This window comes from Tsuneonella aeria, from assembly GCF_009827495.1.
Lineage (GTDB): Bacteria > Pseudomonadota > Alphaproteobacteria > Sphingomonadales > Sphingomonadaceae > Tsuneonella > Tsuneonella aeria.
In genome coordinates, this window is record NZ_WTZA01000001.1 from 492,083 (window position 1) to 512,219 (window position 20,137).

The 20,137-nt window shown below is 65.8% G+C and carries 21 protein-coding genes and 1 tRNA gene; 11 read left to right on the forward strand and 11 right to left on the reverse strand.

The features are described from left to right. Positions 1–42: 42 nt before the first annotated feature. From GRI40_RS02375 to GRI40_RS02380, 3 genes are read left to right on the forward strand one after another with little or no spacing between them, the layout of a single operon-like run. Positions 43–1,179 carry a bifunctional 2-C-methyl-D-erythritol 4-phosphate cytidylyltransferase/2-C-methyl-D-erythritol 2,4-cyclodiphosphate synthase gene (locus GRI40_RS02375; protein ID WP_160609855.1) on the forward strand — a complete coding sequence of 379 codons (1,137 nt, stop codon included), beginning with the start codon at positions 43–45 and terminating at the stop codon, positions 1,177–1,179. Between the two features lie 8 nt (positions 1,180–1,187). Further along, the gene (locus GRI40_RS13785; protein WP_237488976.1) at positions 1,188–1,727 is read left to right on the forward strand and encodes a hypothetical protein; all 540 of its coding nucleotides are present in this window, start codon (positions 1,188–1,190) and stop codon (positions 1,725–1,727) included. Then, positions 1,724–2,221, forward strand: a complete 498-nt coding sequence (locus tag GRI40_RS02380) for a CinA family protein (RefSeq protein WP_337190472.1) — start codon at positions 1,724–1,726, stop codon at positions 2,219–2,221. Before GRI40_RS13785 ends, GRI40_RS02380 begins: the two co-directional genes overlap by 4 nt. Here GRI40_RS02380 and GRI40_RS02385 read toward each other — a convergent pair. Next, on the reverse strand, positions 2,182–2,643 hold the full coding sequence (locus GRI40_RS02385) for a type II toxin-antitoxin system RatA family toxin (RefSeq protein WP_160609857.1): 462 nt from the start codon (positions 2,641–2,643) through the stop codon (positions 2,182–2,184). The genes GRI40_RS02380 and GRI40_RS02385 overlap by 40 nt on opposite strands. Positions 2,644–2,656: 13 nt before the next feature. Continuing rightward, entirely contained in the window at positions 2,657–3,601 is a 945-nt protein-coding gene (lipA, locus tag GRI40_RS02390) for a lipoyl synthase (protein ID WP_160609858.1), read from the reverse strand. 102 nt (positions 3,602–3,703) lie between these two features. Here lipA and GRI40_RS02395 point away from each other — a divergent pair, with 102 nt between their 5' ends. Both GRI40_RS02395 and GRI40_RS02400 read left to right on the forward strand, forming a co-directional pair. Further along, a complete protein-coding gene (locus GRI40_RS02395) occupies positions 3,704–4,357 on the forward strand; it encodes a carbonic anhydrase (RefSeq protein WP_160609859.1) in 654 nt (217 codons plus the stop codon). A 28-nt stretch (positions 4,358–4,385) separates the two neighbouring features. Then, positions 4,386–5,111 carry an NYN domain-containing protein gene (locus GRI40_RS02400; RefSeq protein WP_160609860.1) on the forward strand — a complete coding sequence of 242 codons (726 nt, stop codon included), beginning with the start codon at positions 4,386–4,388 and terminating at the stop codon, positions 5,109–5,111. 80 nt (positions 5,112–5,191) lie between these two features. Here GRI40_RS02400 and GRI40_RS02405 read toward each other — a convergent pair whose 3' ends face one another. Further along, entirely contained in the window at positions 5,192–6,472 is a 1,281-nt protein-coding gene (locus GRI40_RS02405) for a hypothetical protein (protein ID WP_160609861.1), read from the reverse strand. Between the two features lie 300 nt (positions 6,473–6,772). Between GRI40_RS02405 and gyrA the strand changes: the two genes are divergently transcribed. After that, positions 6,773–9,562, forward strand: a complete 2,790-nt coding sequence (gene gyrA, locus GRI40_RS02410; protein ID WP_160609862.1) for a DNA gyrase subunit A — start codon at positions 6,773–6,775, stop codon at positions 9,560–9,562. Between the two features lie 3 nt (positions 9,563–9,565). Here the strand turns inward: gyrA and GRI40_RS02415 are convergent, their stop codons facing one another. Next, positions 9,566–10,213 carry a lysoplasmalogenase family protein gene (locus GRI40_RS02415; RefSeq protein WP_160609863.1) on the reverse strand — a complete coding sequence of 216 codons (648 nt, stop codon included), beginning with the start codon at positions 10,211–10,213 and terminating at the stop codon, positions 9,566–9,568. Between the two features lie 139 nt (positions 10,214–10,352). Here GRI40_RS02415 and trmFO point away from each other — a divergent pair, with 139 nt between their 5' ends. Further along, positions 10,353–11,699, forward strand: a complete 1,347-nt coding sequence (gene trmFO / locus GRI40_RS02420) for a methylenetetrahydrofolate--tRNA-(uracil(54)-C(5))-methyltransferase (FADH(2)-oxidizing) TrmFO (RefSeq protein ID WP_160609864.1) — start codon at positions 10,353–10,355, stop codon at positions 11,697–11,699. Here trmFO and GRI40_RS02425 read toward each other — a convergent pair. Together GRI40_RS02425 and GRI40_RS02430 are read right to left on the reverse strand one after the other, a co-directional pair. Further along, the gene (locus GRI40_RS02425; protein ID WP_160609865.1) at positions 11,696–12,157 is read right to left on the reverse strand and encodes a hypothetical protein; all 462 of its coding nucleotides are present in this window, start codon (positions 12,155–12,157) and stop codon (positions 11,696–11,698) included. The genes trmFO and GRI40_RS02425 overlap by 4 nt on opposite strands. A 37-nt stretch (positions 12,158–12,194) precedes the next feature. Beyond that, the gene (locus tag GRI40_RS02430; RefSeq protein ID WP_160609866.1) at positions 12,195–12,866 is read right to left on the reverse strand and encodes a hypothetical protein; all 672 of its coding nucleotides are present in this window, start codon (positions 12,864–12,866) and stop codon (positions 12,195–12,197) included. 62 nt (positions 12,867–12,928) lie between these two features. Here GRI40_RS02430 and GRI40_RS02435 point away from each other — a divergent pair, with 62 nt between their 5' ends. Genes GRI40_RS02435 through GRI40_RS02445 form a run of 3 tightly spaced genes read left to right on the forward strand, consistent with a single transcriptional unit; the run spans position 12,929 to position 15,164 of the window. After that, the gene (locus GRI40_RS02435) at positions 12,929–14,263 is read left to right on the forward strand and encodes a pilus assembly protein TadG-related protein (RefSeq protein ID WP_160609867.1); all 1,335 of its coding nucleotides are present in this window, start codon (positions 12,929–12,931) and stop codon (positions 14,261–14,263) included. A 44-nt stretch (positions 14,264–14,307) separates the two neighbouring features. Then, the gene (locus GRI40_RS02440) at positions 14,308–14,712 is read left to right on the forward strand and encodes a TadE/TadG family type IV pilus assembly protein (protein WP_160609868.1); all 405 of its coding nucleotides are present in this window, start codon (positions 14,308–14,310) and stop codon (positions 14,710–14,712) included. Further along, a complete protein-coding gene (locus tag GRI40_RS02445) occupies positions 14,712–15,164 on the forward strand; it encodes a TadE/TadG family type IV pilus assembly protein (RefSeq protein ID WP_160609869.1) in 453 nt (150 codons plus the stop codon). The genes GRI40_RS02440 and GRI40_RS02445 overlap by 1 nt, the downstream gene beginning before the upstream one ends. Positions 15,165–15,209: 45 nt before the next feature. Here GRI40_RS02445 and GRI40_RS02450 read toward each other — a convergent pair whose 3' ends face one another. The 3 genes from GRI40_RS02450 to GRI40_RS02460 form a co-directional block, all read right to left on the reverse strand. Next, positions 15,210–16,622 carry a pyruvate dehydrogenase complex E1 component subunit beta gene (locus tag GRI40_RS02450; protein ID WP_160609870.1) on the reverse strand — a complete coding sequence of 471 codons (1,413 nt, stop codon included), beginning with the start codon at positions 16,620–16,622 and terminating at the stop codon, positions 15,210–15,212. Next, complete coding sequence (gene pdhA, locus GRI40_RS02455) at positions 16,622–17,719, reverse strand: pyruvate dehydrogenase (acetyl-transferring) E1 component subunit alpha (RefSeq protein ID WP_160609871.1); 1,098 nt, start codon at positions 17,717–17,719, stop codon at positions 16,622–16,624. Before pdhA ends, GRI40_RS02450 begins: the two co-directional genes overlap by 1 nt. Before the next feature lie 143 nt (positions 17,720–17,862). Next, positions 17,863–18,186, reverse strand: coding sequence for an FtsB family cell division protein (locus tag GRI40_RS02460; protein ID WP_337190473.1), 324 nt, complete (start codon positions 18,184–18,186; stop codon positions 17,863–17,865). Between the two features lie 149 nt (positions 18,187–18,335). On the opposite strand from GRI40_RS02460, the gene GRI40_RS02465 reads away from it, so the two are divergent. Next, a complete protein-coding gene (locus GRI40_RS02465) occupies positions 18,336–18,839 on the forward strand; it encodes a hypothetical protein (RefSeq protein ID WP_160609872.1) in 504 nt (167 codons plus the stop codon). Here the strand turns inward: GRI40_RS02465 and GRI40_RS02470 are convergent. Both GRI40_RS02470 and GRI40_RS02475 read right to left on the reverse strand, forming a co-directional pair. Then, complete coding sequence (locus GRI40_RS02470) at positions 18,833–19,990, reverse strand: acyl-CoA dehydrogenase family protein (RefSeq protein WP_160609873.1); 1,158 nt, start codon at positions 19,988–19,990, stop codon at positions 18,833–18,835. The two genes, GRI40_RS02465 and GRI40_RS02470, sit on opposite strands and share 7 nt — an antisense overlap. A 49-nt stretch (positions 19,991–20,039) precedes the next feature. Further along, positions 20,040–20,116 (reverse strand) — tRNA-Arg (locus tag GRI40_RS02475). Positions 20,117–20,137 lie beyond the last annotated feature (21 nt).

Genomic DNA, 20,137 nt, shown 5'->3' on the forward strand with positions numbered 1-20,137 from the left:
AGTGGATTGAAGGCTCGCGCGCAAGGCGGTAGCGCCCGTGCGATGCCCCCTGCACTGCCCCCCTTCTCAGCCATCGTCGTTGCTGCCGGGCAAGGATCGCGCGCCGGCCAACCGGTGCCCAAGCAATTCGCGCGGTGGCGCGGCAAGCCTCTGGTGCGCCACTCGGTTGAAGCATTGCTCGCCGCCGGAGCCGACGAGGTGATCGTCGCCATTCCCGCGTCCGGCGCGGACCTTGCTGCCGCGGCGCTCGACGGCCTGGCGGTGACATTCGTGACCGGGGGCGCGACCCGGCAGCAGTCCGTATCGCGGGCCCTGAGCGCCCTGCCCCTGGCGGAGCGTGTGCTGATCCACGATGCGGCACGCCCGCGGATCCCCTCCGCCGTGCTCGTGCGTCTGCTCGAAGCGCTGGCCGATCATCCGGGGGCGATCCCGGTCCTCCCCGTCATAGACAGCCTGGCCACCGAACGTGACGGCCTGATGGACGCAAGTGCCGACCGCGCAAGCCTGCGGCGTGTCCAGACGCCGCAAGCCTTTCGCGTCGCGGACATTCGCGCTGCTCACGCGTCCTGGCAGGGCCCGCCCGATGCAGGAGACGACGCCCAGGTGCTGCGCGCCGCGGGCGGTGCCATCGCGATGGTCGCGGGCGACGAAGCGCTGCACAAGGTCACTTTTGCGGAGGATTTCATGGAAGACAGTCCCGCATGGCGGGTCGGTTCGGGCTATGACGTGCACCGGCTGGACCCCGGCGAGGACCTGTGGCTGTGCGGCGTCAAGGTCGATCATCATCTCGGACTTGCGGGCCACAGCGATGCCGATGTCGGCCTCCACGCCGTGGTCGATGCCTTGCTTGGTGCCGTCGGTGCCGGAGACATCGGCCAGCACTTTCCGCCGAGCGACGCGCGCTGGGAAGGTGCGCCGTCCTCTCGCTTCGTGGAGCACGCGTTGTCGCTGGTGGCGGAGGCTGGCTATCGGGTCGGCAATATCGACGTCACGCTTATCTGCGAAGCGCCGAGGATCGGCCCACACCGCCACGCGATGAAGACGCGCATTGCCGCGCTTGCCGGGATCGATGAAGGCGCGGTAAACGTCAAAGCGACGACCACGGAGCGACTGGGTTTCACCGGTCGCGGCGAAGGCATCGCCGCCGAAGCGGTCGCGATGGTATTCCGCAACGCATGAGACATTCAATGAACAGCGCGCTTCGCACATTCACCGTCGTGGCGCTTGCCGCGCTCCTCCCCTCCCAGGCCATGGCGCAGGCAAAACCATGCCTGACGGAACGGGAGGTCGCGCAGATCGCGATCTACTCGGTCCCTGCCGCAGTCGAAGGCGTGCGAGCCAAGTGCGCGAACCGCCTGTCATCGAACGGCTTCCTCGCGACCCGGGGCAATGCCTTCGCCGCCAGGTACGCCGCCCTACAAGCGGAAACCTGGCCCACGGCGAAGGCGGGCGTTCTCCGCGTGATCGGCAGTCAGGCGACCGGGGCGCAATCCACTGGTCCCGCCGCGATGTTCGCGGCACTGCCCGACGAGTCCGTGCGCCCGCTCGTCGATGCGATCATCGCCCAGAAGATCGGCGAATCGATAAAGCCGGCGGAATGCGCCAACGTCGAGCGCGGGATGCAGATTGCTTCCGCCCTGGCGCCGCGCGACAGCGGGGCGATGATCGCCTTCGTGCTGGCCATGATCAAGCCCAGGAACCTGGCAATGTGCCCGGCCCAGTCGTGAGCGACCTGCTCCCGCCAGAGATCGTCGCCCTTGCGCTCCGCGTGGTCGGAGAAAACGCAAGGCATGGCAGGCGCGTGGCAACTGCCGAGAGCTGCACCGGCGGGCTCGTCGCGGCTGCATTGACGGAGATTCCCGGATCGTCCGCCGTTCTCGATCGCGGCTTCGTGACCTATTCGAACGAGGCGAAGCGCGAAGATCTCGATGTCCCGAACGAGATCATCGAGACATTCGGCGCAGTCTCGATCGCGTGTGTCTGGGCCATGGCGCAAGGGGCGCTCAAGAACTCCAACGCCGATGTCGCGGTTGCGATCAGCGGCATTGCGGGGCCCGACGGCGGCAGTCCGTCAAAACCAGTGGGCACGGTCGTTTTCGCCCGCGCGCGCCGTGGCGACGATGGGGAGCCCGAGGGCGAGATGCGGCACTTCGACGGCGGCAGCCGGAGCGAGGTGCGCCGTCAGGCCACGCTCGTCGCGCTGGAACTGCTACTTCCGTAAAGCGCGGCCGCGCGTTCTTCGAACGCGGTTACCATCTTGCGGAATGCGCGGTCGAAATATTGACCGGCGAGCGCTTCGAACACGGCGTTGCGGAATGTGAACTCCACGCAGAAGTCCACCTCGCACCCGCCGCCGGCAAGCGGGCGAAACTGCCACCGGTTGTCGAGATCGCGGAGGGGCCCGTCGACGTAGTGAACGGTTATTTCGCGAGGGCGATCCTTCGTGACACGCGACGTGAACTTTTCGCGCAGGGCCTTGAAGCCGACGAGCATGTCGGCGACCATGGCTGTCGGGCTGTCGGACGTTACGCGGGTGGCGACAACCCAGGGCAGAAATTCCGGATAACGGGCAACGTCCGCCACCAAGTCGAACATCTGTTCGGCCGTGTAAGGCATCGTGCGGACTTCCTGGATCCCGGGCATCGCGGCGGCAGCTTCAGGCAGCGGGCGCCGTGCGGGCAAGGCGCGCCTCGCGGGCGGCCTTCATTTCCGCAAAGTCGTCCCCCGCGTGATAGCTGGATCGCGTGAGCGGGCTTGCGGCAACCTGAAGAAACCCCTTGGCGCGCGCGATCGCGCCATAAGCATCGAACACCTTGGGGGCGACGAAGTCCTCCACCTTCGCGTGGCGCGGGGTTGGCTGCAGGTACTGGCCCATGGTGATGAAATCGACATCGGCGCAGCGCATGTCGTCCATGACCTGATGCACCTCCAGGCGCTGTTCGCCGAGGCCCAGCATGATCCCGCTCTTGGTGAAGATCAGCGGATCATGGGTCTTCACCTCCTCCAGCAAGCGGAGCGAGGCGTAGTAACGCGCACCGGGCCGGATCGTGGGATAGAGCCGCGGCACCGTTTCGAGGTTGTGATTATAGACGTCGGGCCCGGCCTCGCAGATGGCCTCCACCGCCGGACGCATCTTGTTGCGGAAGTCGGGGGTGAGAATTTCAATCGTCGTCTGCGGCGTTTCGCGCCGGAGGGCGGCAATGACTTTCACGAACTGGCCCGCCCCGCCATCGGGCAAATCATCCCGATCGACGCTGGTTATGACGATGTGCTGCAGGCCCATCTTCGCGGCGGCGGCGGCGACATGCTCCGGCTCCAGCGGATCGACCGTGCGCGGCATCCCCGTCTTCACGTTGCAGAATGCGCAGGCACGCGTGCACACGTCGCCCAGGATCATCACGGTGGCGTGCTTCTTGGTCCAGCATTCCCCGATGTTGGGGCAGGCGGCTTCTTCGCAGACCGTGTTAAGGGAGAGATCGCGCATCAGCTGGCGCGTTTCGTGGTAGCCCTTGCTGACTGGCGCCTTCACGCGGATCCAGTCGGGCTTGCGCTGGCGTTCGGGCCGGGGTGCGGCAAGCGGAGCGGACGCGAGATCATTCATGCGCGCCCACTTAGGACGCAGGCCCGACAGAGGCAATGCCCGGCACGGCGAGTGCGCTCCGGGGGTTGTCAGGCGCCCGCCGGTGCGGCAACGCCGCGCGCCATGACCACCGAAACATCGCCCGCGCTTGCCGGGCTCATCGACGGATACCGCCGTTTCCGCCAGCATGGATGGGGCAGCCGGCGCGACCGCTGGTCCGCCCTCAGCGAGGGGCAGGAACCCCGGGTGATGGTCATCGCCTGTTCCGACAGCCGGGTCGATCCGTCGCAGATATTCGACGTGGCGCCCGGGGAGATTTTCGTCGTCCGCAACGTCGCCGCGATGGTCCCCCCGTTCGAAACGACGCCCGGGCATCACGGCGTGTCGGCCGCGCTCGAGTTCGCGGTGCAGTTCCTGCGGGTGCATGAGATCGTGGTCATGGGCCACGGCATGTGCGGCGGGTGCAAGGCGGCGCTGACCCAGTCGATGCAGGGAACGGAACCGGGCCAGGGCGGCTTCATCGCCGACTGGATCGATTTGCTGGACGAGGCGCGCGATGCCGTTGCCGCCGAACACGGCACCGAGGGCCGGGCGGCCGAACGGGCGATGGAACAGGCCGGGGTCAAGGTCAGCCTGGCGAACTTGCGCACTTTCCCTTGCGTGAGCGAGCTCGAGCAGCGCGGCAAGCTGCGCCTGCGCGGTGCATTCTTCGCCATTTCCGACGGCGTGCTCCACCTGCTGGACGAGCCTAGCGGGGAATTCCTCCCGGTTGCGTAATCCGGGAGAGAAGCCCATCACGCGGGCCATGGAAAACAACCAGAACCTTACCAACATCGCGCTGCTGATCGACGCGGACAACGTCACGCCGACCGCGATCGATCCGGTGCTGACTGTCATGGCCGAGCTGGGCCAGGTCAACATCCGCCGCGCCTATGGCAATTTCGCCAAGCAGGGCCTCGCGAAGTGGGACACAATCACGAACCGCTTCGGCATCCGCCCGCAGCAGCAGTTCGACGTGTCGAAAGGCAAGAACGCCACCGACATGGCGATGACGATCGATGCCATCGACCTGCTTTACCAGGGCAAGGTCGATGGATTCGGCATCATGAGCAGCGACAGCGACTTCACGCCGCTTGTCACCCGGCTGCGGCAGGACGGGATCGTCGTATACGGCTTCGGCAGCGCGCGCACCCCGCAGTCGTTCAAGTCGGTCTGCACCCGGTTCATCGATATTGACCAGTTGATGAAAACGGCGGCCAACGAAGCGAATACGGCCGCCGAAGGATCGGCCGAGACGGTCGCCGCCGATACCGAGCTGATGGACCTCATCGGCGCCGCCTACAAAGAGGCGAAACGCGACGACGAAGGTTGGGCACGCGTGCAGCAGGTGGGCCAGATCGCCGGCAACCGGTCCAGCTTCGACGTGCGAAACTATGGGTTCAACAGCCTGTCGGCCATGTTCCGCAGCCTGGGCAACTTTCGGGTCGAGCGCCGCGACGATGGCCAGTTGTGGGTCAAGCGCCTGCGCTGACGATTGCTTTCGCAATAAAAAAAAAGGGCGCACCTGCGAACAGGCGCGCCCTTCTTTCAGAGTTATTCTGGCGGCGCTGGTTATTGCGCAGCGGGGGCGCCCTGCCGGGCGTAGATCGTCCACAGGGCCGCAATCGGCTTCCGCACGCCGTCCACCTTGGCGAACGTGGCGATCGCGGCGTCACGCTTGCCCTGGTCGAGCTGCGCGATTCCGAGCCGGGTGAGCATGCGCGCCGTATCGGCACCGGGCTTGGTCAGCGCGCGGGTGTAGAACTCTTCCGCCTCCGCGGCCTGACCATAGCTGAGGAACGCGTCACCCGCGGCCATCAGCGTGGCCAGCGTGGCACCGGGCAGGCGAGCGTCACGGGCAAGGCCCGGAAGGTCGGCCTGGTCCGCCTTCAGGCGGCTGGATGAAACCGAGTTGGCTTCCGCCACGAACACGTCGTTCGCCTTCAGGTGGCCGGCAGCGATCCCCTGCGCGATGATCTTCTGCGTTTCGCCCGGGAACCGCCGCGCATCGACCGCACCGATGTAATCGACATAGTCGCGTTCGCTGCGCAGCGCGTTCGCCCGATTGGCGAGGCGCATCAGGTCGAGCAGGGCCTGCGGTTCGTAGTCGTTGAGGTTGCGCTGAATCGCGATCGCGTCGCCCCAGCTCGTCGCCGAGGGATAATATTGCGCGAAGAGGTTAGCGAACTTCGTCGCCTCGCCGTCAAGCTTCGCCTGGTATGCAACGGACACGGCCCGCTTCAGCCACGCTTCCGGCACGGGCTGCCCGGCTGCGACCTTCGCTGCGATAGCCTTGTCGAGCACGGCAAGACCGCCGGGGATCTGATCCTGCGCAAAGTACGATTCGGACAGGAGGATCGCGGCGTCGTCACCATAATTCGCGTCGATCGCCTGCTGGGCGCGGGCCTGCACCGTGGCCCAATCCTTCGCCTGGTACGCCAGCTGTGCGGTGGCATACGCCAGCTTGCCGCGGTCGGACCCGATCTGGGCGCTGCCGCTGTCGATCATCATCGCCAGGCCCTGACGCTGGAGAGCGGGGTCGCTCGTCTTGGCGCCGATGCTGTAAGTCACCTGGCCGATGGCGAACTTGTCGTCCGCGGTCTGCGCTGCCGCGGCTATGGCCGGCAACTCCGCCTTGAGCGGGTTGAGATCGCCACCTGCGTCGAGCTTCTTGGCGAACGGCTGGTAGACGCCGACGAAGCCCTTCGAATAGTTGGCCTTCGGCGCAGCCTGCGCTTTCGCATCCTTCTTCTGGGCGTAAGCGGGCCCGGCGAAGACGGTCGCAGTGCCTGCGGCAAGCGCAACGGCCAGGCCCAGGCGCGAGGCAGCGCCGGTCAGGTTGAATACGGACATCGAGTGGTCTCCCTTGAGTGGAAAATGCAACCGGTGACGGCGGCATTGGTGCCGCTTGCCGGCGCTAGTGGCGCGCGGTGTGCGACATTGCAATCGCATCTGCCGTTCCGGCCGTGAACCGGCTTTGAACAGCCCTGTCAGCCGCCGCTCAGCGCTTGCGGCGGGCGCTGCTCAATCTTATGTGGAAAAGGCGGCCAGCAGCCGCTCCCGGACGCCGTGCGAACTGGCGGTTCCCGCCCCCTTCCCCTAGGCTTTTGCCCACAGCAGCGCCTTCGTGCGCGCCAAGAGAAAAACAGAACCTTGAGCGACGATACCCAGACCAGCGCCCCGCCGGCCGCGCCGGAAGAATTCTCCCGGATCGACATCGTCGACGAGATGAAGACCAGCTACCTCGATTACGCGATGAGCGTGATCGTGAGCCGCGCCCTCCCCGACGTGCGCGACGGGTTGAAGCCGGTCCATCGCCGCATCCTGTTCGCCAGCAACGAAGGCGGTTTCGTCGCCGGCCGGCCCTACCGCAAGAGCGCCAAAATCGTCGGCGACGTGATGGGCAACTATCACCCCCACGGCGACAGCGCGATCTACGATGCGCTGGCACGCATGGTGCAGCCGTGGTCGCTGCGCGTGCCGCTTATCGACGGCCAGGGGAACTTCGGGTCGATGGACCCCGATCCCGCCGCGTCGATGCGTTACACCGAGGCGCGGCTGGCCCGGGTCACCAACAGCCTGCTCGACGATCTCGACAAGGACACGGTCGATTTCGTCGACAACTACGACGGTTCGCGGAAAGAACCGTCCGTGCTGCCGGCGCGTTTCCCCAATCTGCTGGTCAACGGCGCCGGCGGTATCGCGGTGGGCATGGCGACCAATATCCCGCCCCACAACCTGGGCGAGGTGATCGACGGGTGCCTTGCGCTGATCGACGACCCGCTGATGTCCGCCGAAGACCTAATGGCGATCATCCCTGGCCCCGATTTCCCCACTGCCCCGCTCATCCTGGGTCAGTCTGGTGCCCGCAACGCCTACATGACCGGGCGCGGATCGATCCTGATGCGGGCGCGCCACACGATCGAAACCGGGCGCGGCGATCGACAGTCGATCGTGTTCACATCCATCCCCTACCAGGTCGGAAAATCCGGACTGGTGGAAAAGATCGCCGATGCCGCCAAGGACAAGCGGATCGAAGGCATTGCGGACATTCGCGACGAATCCAATCGCCAGGGCGTCCGCGTCGTCGTGGACTTGAAGCGTGACGCTACGCCGGAAGTGGTGCTCAACCAGATATGGCGGCACACCCCGGCGCAGGCGAGCTTCCCTGCCAACATGCTCGCCATCCGCGGCGGGCGCCCGGAAACGCTGGGCCTCAAGGACATCCTGCAGGCGTTCATCACCTTCCGCGAGGAGGTGATCACCCGGCGGACCAAGTACGAACTGCTGAAGGCCCGCGAACGGGCCCACATCCTGCTCGGCCTGGTGGTCGCGGTGACCAACATGGACGAAGTGGTCGCGACGATCCGCGGTTCGGCAAACCCCGGCGCGGCGCGGGCCAGCCTGCTCGCCAGGGAATGGCCGATTGGCGACATCGCGCAATACATTGCGCTGGTTGAGGCGATCGAGCCCGACGCGGACCAGTCGAGCGGCACATATCGCCTGTCCGAACGCCAGGTGAAGGCGATTCTCGACCTGCGCCTCCACCGCCTGACGGCCTTGGGACGGGACGAGATCGGTGACGAACTCAAGAGCCTGGCGGAAGCGATCGCCGGCTACCTGGCGATCCTGGCGGACCGGGGGCGCCTGTACGAAGTGATGCGCGGCGAACTCATCGAAGTCCGCGACCTCTACGCCACGCCGCGTTTGTCGGAGATCGCCCCGGCCTGGGACGGCCTCGATGACGAGGACCTGATCGAACGGGACGAAATGGTCGTGACCGTCACCCTCGACGGTTACATCAAGCGCACCCCGCTCTCCACGTTCCGCGCGCAGCACCGCGGCGGCAAGGGTCGCGCCGGCATGGCCACGAAGGACGAGGATGCGGTGTCGAACATGTTCGTCACCAGCACGCACAATCCCGTGCTGTTCTTCTCCACGGCCGGGAAGGTCTATCGCCTGAAGGTATGGCGCCTTCCCGAAGGTGGCCCGGCGACGCGCGGCCGTCCGATCGTGAACCTGCTTCCGGCGCTCGACGACGGCGAGTCGATCGCCGCCGTTCTCCCTCTGCCGGAAGACGAAAGCACCTGGGGCGCGCTAAACGTGGTCTTCGCGACCGCGCTGGGCAATGTCCGCCGCAACAGCATGGATGCGTTCGCGAACATCCCCACCAACGGCAAGTATGCCATGCGTTTCGATGACGGCAGCGCAGACCGCCTGATCGGCGTGGCCCTGCTGGACGGCAGCGACGATGTCCTCCTCGCCACCCGACAGGGCAAGGCGATCCGTTTCGCCGGCGATGACGTGCGCGAATTCCAGAGCCGCACCAGCACCGGCGTGCGCGGCATGCGGCTTGCCCCTGGTGACGAAGTGGTGTCGCTGTCGATCCTGCACCGCGTCGGCACCGAAGGGGAAGAACGCGAGGCCTATCTCCGATTCGCGCCGTGGAAGGCGGAGCGTGATGGCGAGCCGGCCATTTCCGCGGAACGGTTCGCGGAGATGGCGGAGCGCGAACAATTTATCCTGACGATCTGCGCCAACGGTTACGGCAAGATGACCTCCGCATACGAATACCGGCGCACCGGGCGCGGCGGCCAGGGTATCACGAATATCGACAACATCGCCCGCAACGGCACCGTCGTGGCGAGCTTCACCGCCACCCGTTCGGACCAGTTGATGCTGGTCACCGACCAGGCCAAGCTGATCCGCATCGGCCTGGCTTCCATGCGCGTCATCGGCCGGGCCAGCGCCGGCGTGCGCCTGTTCAACGTGGCCGATAACGAGCACATCGTCTCGGCCGTTCGCCTGGACGAGGAAGAAGGGCCGGAGACCGCTGCGGAAGAGGCCATCGCGGAAGAAATGGTCGGCCGCTCCGCCGAGGAAACCCGGCCCGATACGACACCGCAGAGCGATGCCGACATGGAAGGTGAACCGGGCGCCTGATCTTCAGCCGCGGTGGTTCGGCGAACTGGCGCGGACCACCCCGGTGCAGATCATCAACTGGGCTCCGTAGTATAGCGGCCAGACGAGCCAACTCGTCACGCTCTCGTCGAGCACGCCGCCGAGCCGCGCGAAAATGAACATGTCGCTCGCGACGAACAGCAGCGCCCCGATCCCGACCGTGTAGCGGCTGAACCGGCTGAGCCAAGCAGCCCCGGCCATCGCCCCCAGCACGACTGCATAAATCACGGGCATCGGATCGTGAGTCAGGGCCCAGGCTCCAAGCGGCACGCCAAGCAGCAATGCACCCGCCGCCGCGATCTGCGAGCCGGTCGGCGCCGGCCGGCGGTTACGTCTGTAAAGCGCGATTGCGACGATATGCGAAGCGGCGAACAGCGCGCCGCCCGCGATCACGTTCAGTTCCATGCCGACATCCCCCGCAGCGCCGATCGCCATGACGATCCCGATCATCGTCGCGTCGCCCGTGCGACCGCGAAGCCACGCATAGATGGCGAGGACGGCAACCGATCCGCCCTTCAGGGCAACGCGAAGCGCGGGTATCCCCGCGCTGCCATCCATGGTCCAGAAGGCGATGGCCATGGCCATCCCCGCGAGCAGCCAGAGCCGGTGATCAATCAGTGCGCGCTTCGCCATGGTCTCCCCCTTTTTCACGCCCCTGCCGTGAGCTGGGGATGAAGTCGAGCCGATTGGCGATGCGGCCCGCCCTCGCGCACGGCGGGGCAGGGACGCAAAATTCCTCGTCAGCGTGGGACCGAGAAGCTAACGCGCGGCCATGCATCAGGTTCATATTATCGGCGGCGGGCTCGCCGGAAGCGAAGCGGCCTGGCAGCTCGCACGGCGCGGCGTCCGGGTTCGCCTTAGCGAAATGCGTGGAGCCGGCGACACGACGCCTGCGCACCAGGGCGACGGACTGGCCGAGCTGGTCTGCTCCAACAGCTTTCGCTCCGACGACGATGAGAAGAACGCGGTCGGCTTGCTGCACCACGAAATGCGCCGTCTCGACAGCCTCGTCATGCGCGCCGGGGAGCTGGCGCGCGTACCCGCAGGCTCCGCCATGGCGGTTGATCGCGACGTCTTTTCGGCTGCCGTGGAGCGCGAACTGGCCGCCCTGCCGACAGTCGAGATCGTGCGCGAGCGGGTCGATACCCTGCCCGCGACCGGCCCGACCATCGTCGCCACTGGCCCCCTCACCGCCGCCTCCCTTGCGCAGGACATCGGCGCCGCGACGGGGCAGGACAGCCTTGCATTCTTCGATGCCATCGCCCCAATCGTTCACCGCGACAGCATCGACATGAGCGTCGCCTGGATGGCTGCCCGATGGGACAAGGGCGGCAAGGATTACATCAATTGCCCCCTCGACAAAGCCCAGTACGAAGCATTCGTGGACGGGCTGCTGGAAGGAGAGAAGGTAGCCTTCCGCGACTGGGAATCCGACACGCCCTATTTCGATGGATGCATGCCGATCGAAGTCATGGCCGAGCGCGGCCGCGAGACGCTGCGCTTCGGTCCGATGAAGCCGGTGGGCCTCGACAATCCTCATACCGCCACTCCGGAACATCCCGCCGGGCGCTGGGCCCATGCCGTGGTTCAGTTGCGGCAGGACAACAAGCTTGGCACGCTGTGGAACATGGTCGGCTTCCAGACGAAGTTGAAACACGCCGAACAGGTTCGTCTGTTCCGGACGATTCCCGGGCTGGAGAACGCAGAGTTCGCAAGGCTTGGCGGCCTTCACCGCAACACGTTCCTCAACTCTCCCCTCGTTCTCGACCGTCAACTGCGCCTGCGGGGGGCGGAACATATCCGCTTCGCCGGGCAAATCACGGGCTGCGAAGGCTATGTAGAAAGCGCCGCGATCGGTCTTGTCACCGGGCTGATGACGGCGGCCGAACTGCGCGGCGAAGCATGGCAGGCGCCGCCGAGGACAACGGCGCTTGGGGCCCTTTTGTCGCATATCACCGGTGATGCGGAGGCGGAGACCTACCAGCCGATGAACATCAACTTCGGACTTTTCCCGCCATTGCCCGACGTGCCGAAAAAGGCGCGCAAGGAAGCCTACACAGAACGGGCGAAGACGGACCTTGGCGCCTGGCTCTCAGCCCGGGCAGCGGTGCCGGCCTAGCAGCGGCAGGCCGGCTTGCGCGGCGCGGGTTTGGGCGCCGTCGTCAGGAATTCCGCCATGTCGAGTTCCCGGTCGCGGTTGCCGTCGGCGCCATCGAACCGCCTTGCGGTCGCAACCGCCCATTCCTCGAAATCGAGCAGGTTGTTGCGGTCCTTATCGAGTTTCCGGAACGCCTCCGTGCGGCTCGAAAGCATCTCGTTGCGCGTGATGCGGCGATCGCGGTTGCGGTCATAGCGGAAGAAGCGCTGCTCTTCGCGGGTCAGTTCGGTCGCTTCCGGTGGGGCCGGTCCGCGCATGGCGCCGGGATCTGCCGATGGCAAGGCATCGGGTGCGGGCTGCACGGCATCGGGGATCGGCGGTGGCGCGCCCTGTTCGACCGCGGCGCGTCCCTGCCACCAGAACATCCCGATCGCCACGAGGACGAGCGCGATGAAACCGCCCAACACCAACCGGTTCACAAACGACCCCTCTTGCCACCCTGCCCCGGCAGTAATCCTATCGACCGAACATGCCAACCCGCCAGGCAAGCAGGGCCGCGGCGCGATCCGGAAGCAGCGCGCCGTCACGCTTCACGGCCCGCTGAGCGAGCCTGTCGAGCACCGCAAGGCCGCGCAATTGTCGTGGAAGCGACGGTGTCGGAGCAATCTGTTTCGCCAGCTCGCGCGCCATAGCGCGTTCGGCATCGCTCGACGTCCGCTTCCCCAGATCGGCGAGTGCCCATCGGCGCCCTGCCGCCGCGATGGCGTGCCGATCGCGCGCCCCGGCCAGCTCCCCGAAATTGGCGAAGGCCTGCCCCCTCCCTTCGGCGAACGCGGAGATCGCTTCGGCGGCAAGCGCGCCCTCGCCGACCAGATTCTCCCAGCCGTCCACCAGCGGCACAAGTGCGGCGGACCGGGCGCCCCAGGTGGTGGCGACGAGCGTCAGCAACGGGTCCGCGCGGGGCCAGGCGTCGCAATCCTCGGTCAGGCGATCCCTCCACCAGGCGAGGCCGACTTGCGCGAGGAGAGGCTCGCGCGATCGTGACACGACCTGCCCCAGCCTGGCATCGAGGCGGTGCAGTGCGTTCAACAGGGGGCGCCAGGCGGCCGGCGTGAAGGCGATCGCGATCTCGCGCTCCGCCGGCAGGGGCGGCAGCGGCCCGCCGTCCGGTGAGAAACCGTTAACCATCCGACTTCACCGGTTCCTTACCTATCTTCGCGTATCGGCCGCCGTAGGAAACTGCGCGCGGGATGATCATGGCAGGAAAGCTCCACCACCTGATGAATCGACTGGCGCGCTGCCGATCGGGCAATGCGATGATGCTGACGGCGGTCGCCCTCCCTGCCCTCGTCGGCGCCGCCGGATACAGCGTCGATACCGCCCAGTGGTACATGATCCAGCGCGAAATGCAGCACGCCGCGGACCAGGGCGCGATCGCCGGGGCATGGACCCTGGCCTACAAGGACAGCGGGAGCACGTACACGGGCCGGGCGGCGCGGGAATTCGCCAACAACCTGGGCATGACCACCCGCTATGCCGGGACGGTTTCTCCCACGGTCGGTCGCGGCAATTTCCAGGGCGGCACGAACAATTCCGTCACTGTCGCCGCATCGGCCACGGTCACCCTGCCGTTCTCGCGCCTGCTCATGACCGGCGGGACGCGCATCGCCGTATCGTCCGAGGCCGCCTACGCCGCCGGCACCGTTCACAAGGCGTGCCTGCGAACCCTTCGCAAGGATGCCGCGGGCACGTTCCAGGTGGGTAACGGCGCGACCGTGATCGCCAACTGCGGGGTTATCGCGATCTCGTGCGAACCGGGCGCGATCAACATCGGCGACAACGCCACGATCGAGATCGCGACGATTACCGCCTGCAACAACGACGCCGTGGACCTCCCGCCGGGCTTTACAGGGCAGCTCGTGCTCGACAGCTCGATCGGCAACTACGTAAATGAACTGTTCGGGCCGGAACCCCCCGCCACCGAGCCGCCGCGGTCGGTCGATTGCAAGAACGTCAAGAAGGGGACGCTCGCGCTCCAGCCCGGCGTTTACGACGGCGGGATCAAGATCGGGTGCAACACCACCTTCGCCCCCGGGATCTACTACGTCAAAACGGAGCTCGACCTGACGCACAACGCGGTGGTCGCGGGTTACGGCGTCATGTTCGTGCTGCTCGACGGCGCGGTGCTCAAGATGGGCGGCAGCGGCGCCAACGACACGGGCGGCGGGGGAACCATCAAAAGCAGCCTCAACCTGACGCCGCCGACATACTCCAAGCTGATCGAGCTCGGGTATTCGGACACCTTCGCGCGGAAGTACGAAAACATCCTGATCATCGCCGACGACACGGAAACGGAAACCGATCACGTGGTCAACGGGAATGCCAACATGCATATCCAGGGCAAGCTGCATCTGCCCAAGGGCAACATCAAGGTGAACGGCAATGCGCAGGCCGCCGACGGCGTCTGCTTCCAGATCACCTCATACACCCTGAACGTGACGGGCGGAGCCTACCTCTACACCCTGTGCTCGCAGGAAGAGACCCAGGCGCTCGAAGCGAAGCCCGGGGTCCGGCTGATCTCATGATCAAGGCCCTTTCCCAGATTGCAGGCTGCGCGCGCGGCACTGCGGTGATCGAAACCGCCCTGGTCGCGCCCGTGCTCGCCATGATGGCGGTGGGCGCTTTCGAGATGGGCACGATGGTCCAGAAACAGCAGGAATTGCAGAGCGCTGCCAGCGAGGCGGAGGCGATCGTGCTCGCTGCCGCGGCCGGCGACGGAGTGAGCTCCACCAAGCTCAAGGAGTTGCTGGCGACATCGACCGGTATAGCGCCCGCCGATATCGTCCTCGAGGCGAAATGGAGGTGCGGCAACGCATCGACATTCGTCGACAGCAGCACGGCGTGCAGCTCGGGCCAGCAGGTCTATGCCTTCGTCCAGACGACGTTCAAGGGCAGGTACACCCCCACCTGGACGAGTTTCGGACTGGGAACGCCGTTCAATTACAACGTCGTGCGGACGGTGCAGGTCGGGTGATGCGCGCCGTGTTCCCTTCCCTGATCCGCGACAGGAGCGGCGCGTCCCTCGTCGAATTCGCGATGATATTTCCCGTGCTCATCTCGATGTTGCTGGGGGCGGTGCAGACCGGCTTCTGGATGCAGAACTACAATGCAGTCCGGAATATCACCAACGATGTCGCAAGGTTCGCGATGGTCGAATACCAGCGGGGCAACAAGATCACGAACGATTCCATCGCCACCAAGGCGGACACTCTTGCCGCCGGCGCGAAGTATCAACTGGGCGCTGGCACGTTCGTCCCCAAGGTGACGGACAAGCCCACGCAGGTGGACGGAGTGCGCCAGCTCCGGCTGGACATCGCCTACACCCCCCCGGAATTCATGCCGTTCGTGGACCCGGCCATTCTGACCATCCGCTACGGGCGCGACATCTATCTTTACGACGCAAACGTGAAGGCCGTGACCCCCTGAGCGCTTGGCGGCGGGGATGCCCCCACCGCCCTCGACGTTGCGTGATCAGCCTTCCCTGTAGCACACCTTGCGCGCCGCATCGGCAATGCGCGGGGCATCGATCAGGGCGAGTTTTTCCAGGTTAGCCGCATAAGGCAGCGGAACGTCCTCGTCGCACACCCGCAGGACGGGCGCGTCGAGATCGTCGAACCCTTCGGTCATCGCGATCGCGATGATTTCCGATGCGATCGAGCATGTCGGCCAGCCTTCTTCGGCCACGATCATGCGGTTGGTCTTGGCAAGGCTGGCCAGCACGGTTTGCTTGTCGAGCGGGCGCAGGGTGCGCAGGTCGATGACTTCCGCCTCGATGCCCTCCTCTGCAAGGGCCTCGGCCGCATCGAGCGACAGCCCTACGCCGATCGAGTAGGTGACGATCGTCACGTCCTTGCCTTCCCGCACGACACGCGCCTTGCCGATAGGCAGGACGTGGTCGTCGAGATCGGGGATGTCGAAGCTGCGGCCATAAACGAGCTCGTTCTCCAGGAAGACTACCGGGTCTTCGCTGCGAATGGCGGCTTTCAGCAGGCCCTTCGCGTCCCCCGCGTCGTAAGGCGCGATCACCACGAGACCCGGGACACTGGCATACCACGGCGCGAAGTTCTGGCTGTGCTGCGCGGCAACACGGCTGGCCGCGCCGTTGGGCCCGCGGAACACGATCGGGCAGCGCATCTGGCCGCCCGACATATAGTTGGTCTTGGCCGCCGAGTTGATGATGTGATCGATCGCCTGCATGGCGAAGTTGAACGTCATGAATTCCACGATCGGACGCAGCCCGCCCATCGCTGCACCTGCGCCGACGCCGGCGAAACCGTATTCGGTGATCGGCGTGTCGATCACGCGCCTGGGGCCGAATTCGTCGAGCAAGCCTTGCGTCACCTTGTAGGCGCCCTGGTACTGGGCAACCTCTTCGCCCATCACGAAAACGCGCTCGTCAGACCGCATCTCCTCGGCCATCGCATCGCGCAGCGCCTCGCGCACCGTCACCGTCTTCATCGCGGTGCCCGCCGGAATGGCGGGATCGGCGGCCGGCCTCGCGTCGCTGGCGAGCTGTGCGGCGCCGCCTTCCGGGGCCTTGGCCGCAGGCGCACCGGATTCATCCGCCTTCTGCGCGTTTGCAGGGTTTTCCGCGGGCGTCGCCTCGGCAGCGGGTTTCGGCGCGCTGTCGCTACCGGTGGCTTCATCGCCCGCCATCGTCGCGATCACCTCGCCCACCTTCACGTTCTCCGTACCTTCCGGAATCATGATCTTGCCGATCGTGCCTTCGTCGACCGCTTCGAATTCCATCGTCGCCTTGTCGGTTTCAATCTCCGCGAGGACATCGCCGGCGGATACGCTGTCGCCTTCCTTGACGAGCCAACGCGCGAGCGTGCCTTCCTCCATCGTCGGGGACAGGGCGGGCATCCTGAGTTCGATTGCCATCAGTACGACTCCACCAGCACATCGGTGTACAGTTCGCGCGGATCGGGCTCCGGCGAGTTCTCGGCGAAGTCGGCGCTCTCGGCCACCTGGGCACGGATGCGCTTGTCGAGTTCCTTCAATTCGTCCTCGCTCCGGCCGCGCTCCAGCAGTTCCTTGCGCGCGCGCTCGATCGGATCGTTGTGTTCGCGCTGGTCCTGCACTTCTTCGCGCGTGCGATACTTCGCAGGGTCGGACATGGAATGCCCACGATACCGGTAGGTGTTCAGTTCCATCAGGACGGGGCCATTGCCGCCCCGCACGTGGGCAAAGGCAAGCTCCGCCGCCTGCCGGACTTCCAGCACGTCCATGCCGTTGACGTCCATGCCGGGAATACGGAACGCGGTGCCGCGCCGATAGAACTCCGTCTCCGCGCTCGACCGTGCAGTGCTGGTCCCCATGGCGTACTGGTTGTTCTCGATCGCGAAGACGATCGGCAACTTCCACAGCGATGCCATGTTCATCGTCTCGTACACCTGGCCCTGGTTGGCCGCCCCGTCGCCGAAGTACGCCAGGCAGAGCCCGCCGTCCCCGCGGTACTGGTGCGCCAGCGCAAGTCCACCGCCGAGCGCGACCTGCGCGCCGACGATCCCGTGCCCGCCGTAGAAGCGGTGCTCGGTCGAAAACATGTGCATCGACCCGCCCTTGCCCTTGCTGATCCCGGCTTCACGGCCGGTCAGCTCGGCCATGATGACCTTGGGGTCGATGCCATAGGCCAGCATGTGGCCGTGGTCGCGATAGCCCGTGATGACGCTGTCCAGCCCCTCGGTCAGCGCCGATTGCAGGCCGACCGCGACGGCTTCCTGCCCGATGTAGAGGTGGCAGAACCCGCCGATCAGGCCCAGTCCGTACAGCTGGCCGGCACGCTCCTCGAACCGGCGGATCAACAGCATCTGCTCGTAGAAATCCAGCAGTTGTTCATCGCTCGGCGCGAAACGCGGCGCCTTCGCATGCGCCTCCTGCAACGACCGCAGAGCGAAATCGATGTCGTCTGCCGATTTAGCCGATGCTTTCGCGGATCCCGTGGGATCCTTGCTGGCTGATTTGGCCAAAGTGCTCATCCTCGTGTCAATTGTCTCGCCGGGGAGGTGGCGAAGGAGCCCCCGGCCTATGGCCCAAGGTCCGCACGCGTGCAATCCACGCGCCGATGAAATTGCCGTAGGGGAAACCGAACCCGCCGGATCGCCGGGCAAGCGACGCGAAGTCAGTCGGCAGGCTTGTCCAGCAGGATGACGACCTCGTCGGGGTGGACGACGTTGAGATCCTTGCGCAGCAGCTCGCCCACCAGGTCGGGATCGGCGTTGGAAGGGTTGAGCGCGTTGACCTGGACCTTAAGCTCGTCTCGCTCGTGCGAGAGGGTGGCGATGGTCGCGCGGCGCTGGTCGAGCAGGCGAAGGTTCTCGCCCCAGGCAAGCAGTCCGCTCGGCCCGGCGATCGCCAGGCCGCCCAGCACCAGCAGCACCGCCAGCGCGATGCCCTGGGTCATGCGCTCCTTCGGCGATACGATGGTGTGGCCTTCCCGTGTCACGAAACGGTTAGAATCACAGTTAACCTTTTCGTTCAAGCGCTTTGTCGGGCAACAGGGCAGAAAGCCCCGGCAATTCCCGTTCTCCCTGCCAATGACCGCAGTGTGTGGGTGAATTGCCAGGAATGGCGCACGGTTTATTGGAGTGCACCATGCCCTTGGCCGAACCGCAAATCCCGCAACACGCCAGCCGGCGCAAGCGAGTCGTCGCGGGGCGCGGCGTGCGCTGGGCCATCCTGGCGGTGGCGATGGGCGCCGTGCTGGTCGCGTCCCAGGGGTTTTTCCTGCCTGCGATCGTCGAGCAGAGAAACGGGCTTACCTTCGCGGCAGGCGATCTGGCGCACGCTCTCGAAACCCAGACCGCGGCGCAATCCGCAGGGCACCCGACCCGCGTGATTTCCACATTTGCGGACGATCGGGAAACGCCATGCCGGGCGTTCATCCGTTCGGACCTTTCCGGAATAGCCTGCCGACGGGCCGGTGGATGGCATCTCGCGGTTCAGCGCGATGGCGCGGATATCGCGGCGAATGACCCGCGCAAGTTCGCCGCGGTGGAACGCGCGATTGCCGATGCGATACGGGCGAGGCCGGCGGCCCGCTTCCTTGACGCAGACGAGGAACGCGAGATGCTCGAACGCGGGTGGGAGGCTCAATAGCTGCGCGGCAGGCCCAGCACGTGTTCGGCCAGGTAGCTCAAGATCAGGTTCGTGCTGATCGGTGCCACCATGTACAGCCGCGCTTCGCGAAACTTGCGTTCGACATCGTATTCCTCGGCGAAGCCAAAGCCGCCGAAGGTCTGCACGCACATGTCCGCCGCTGCCCAGCTCGCTTCGCTTGCCAGCAGCTTGGCCATGTTCGCCTCGGCCCCGGGATTGCCGCCGGCGTCGTAGGCCTGCGCCGCGTGATGAACCATCAACTCCGCAGCCCGCATCTGGGCATAGGCGCGCGCGATCGGGAACTGGACACCCTGGTTCTGGCCGATCGGTCGGTCGAACACCTTGCGATCCTTGGCATAGGCGGTCGCCTTTTCGATGAACCACTTGGCATCGCCGACGCATTCGGCTGCAATGAGAATTCTCTCTGCATTCATTCCGGACAGGATATAGCGGAATCCCTTGCCTTCCTCCCCGATCAGCGCGCTGGTCGGAATGCGCAGGTCGTCGAAGAACACCTCCGTCGTCGAATGGTTCATCAGGGTGCGGATGGGCTTGATCGTCAGCCCGTTGCCGATGGCCTCGCGCATATCGACGAGGAAGAGGCTCAGGCCCATTGTCCGGCTCTCCGCCTCCTCCCGCGGTGTCGTGCGGGCGAGGAGGAGCATGAGATCGGAATGTTCAGCCCGGCTGGTCCAGATCTTCTGCCCGTTGACCACGTAGTGATCGCCATCGCGCATGGCGCGCGTCTTGAGCGAGAGAGTGTCCGTCCCGCTGGCCGGTTCCGAAACCCCGAATGCCTGCAGGCGCAGTTCGCCGCTTGCGATCCCGGGAAGGTAGCGCGCCTTCTGGTCCGCGCTGCCGTATCGCAGCAAGGTGTTCATGATGTACATCTGCGCGTGGGCGCTGGCGCCGTTGCACCCGGCAGCCTGGATCTCTTCCATGATGACGGCGGCGGCATCGAGTTTCAGGCCGCTTCCGCCGAATTCCGCCGGGATCAGCGCGGCGAGAAACCCGGCCTGCGTCAGGGCATCGACGAATTCGCCGGGATAGGCGCGGTCGCGGTCCTTGGCCCGCCAGTATGTGCCGGGGAATTCTGCGCACAGCGCCCGCACCGCACGGCGAATGTCGGACAAGTCTTCGCGTTCGTTCATGCCGGAGGCCTAGCAAGCGGCGTTCGTGCCGCAAAGACTGGCAGAACAGTGGTGCGCCCGACAGGATTCGAACCTGTGGCCCCCAGATTAGGAATCTGATGCTCTATCCTGCTGAGCTACGGGCGCGCCGCCAGCGGCTCTAAGCGC

Coding starts and splice junctions, on each gene's coding strand:
- GRI40_RS02375 (WP_160609855.1), top strand. CDS start 43: ATGCCCCCTGCACTGCCCCCCTTCTCAGCCATCGTCGTTGCTGCCGGG.
- GRI40_RS13785 (WP_237488976.1), top strand. CDS start 1,188: ATGAACAGCGCGCTTCGCACATTCACCGTCGTGGCGCTTGCCGCGCTC.
- GRI40_RS02385 (WP_160609857.1), bottom strand. CDS start 2,643: ATGCCCGGGATCCAGGAAGTCCGCACGATGCCTTACACGGCCGAACAG.
- lipA (WP_160609858.1), bottom strand. CDS start 3,601: ATGAATGATCTCGCGTCCGCTCCGCTTGCCGCACCCCGGCCCGAACGC.
- GRI40_RS02395 (WP_160609859.1), top strand. CDS start 3,704: ATGACCACCGAAACATCGCCCGCGCTTGCCGGGCTCATCGACGGATAC.
- GRI40_RS02400 (WP_160609860.1), top strand. CDS start 4,386: ATGGAAAACAACCAGAACCTTACCAACATCGCGCTGCTGATCGACGCG.
- GRI40_RS02405 (WP_160609861.1), bottom strand. CDS start 6,472: ATGTCCGTATTCAACCTGACCGGCGCTGCCTCGCGCCTGGGCCTGGCC.
- GRI40_RS02415 (WP_160609863.1), bottom strand. CDS start 10,213: ATGGCGAAGCGCGCACTGATTGATCACCGGCTCTGGCTGCTCGCGGGG.
- trmFO (WP_160609864.1), top strand. CDS start 10,353: ATGCATCAGGTTCATATTATCGGCGGCGGGCTCGCCGGAAGCGAAGCG.
- GRI40_RS02430 (WP_160609866.1), bottom strand. CDS start 12,866: ATGGTTAACGGTTTCTCACCGGACGGCGGGCCGCTGCCGCCCCTGCCG.
- GRI40_RS02435 (WP_160609867.1), top strand. CDS start 12,929: ATGATCATGGCAGGAAAGCTCCACCACCTGATGAATCGACTGGCGCGC.
- GRI40_RS02445 (WP_160609869.1), top strand. CDS start 14,712: ATGCGCGCCGTGTTCCCTTCCCTGATCCGCGACAGGAGCGGCGCGTCC.
- GRI40_RS02450 (WP_160609870.1), bottom strand. CDS start 16,622: ATGGCAATCGAACTCAGGATGCCCGCCCTGTCCCCGACGATGGAGGAA.
- pdhA (WP_160609871.1), bottom strand. CDS start 17,719: ATGAGCACTTTGGCCAAATCAGCCAGCAAGGATCCCACGGGATCCGCG.
- GRI40_RS02465 (WP_160609872.1), top strand. CDS start 18,336: ATGCCCTTGGCCGAACCGCAAATCCCGCAACACGCCAGCCGGCGCAAG.
- GRI40_RS02470 (WP_160609873.1), bottom strand. CDS start 19,990: ATGAACGAACGCGAAGACTTGTCCGACATTCGCCGTGCGGTGCGGGCG.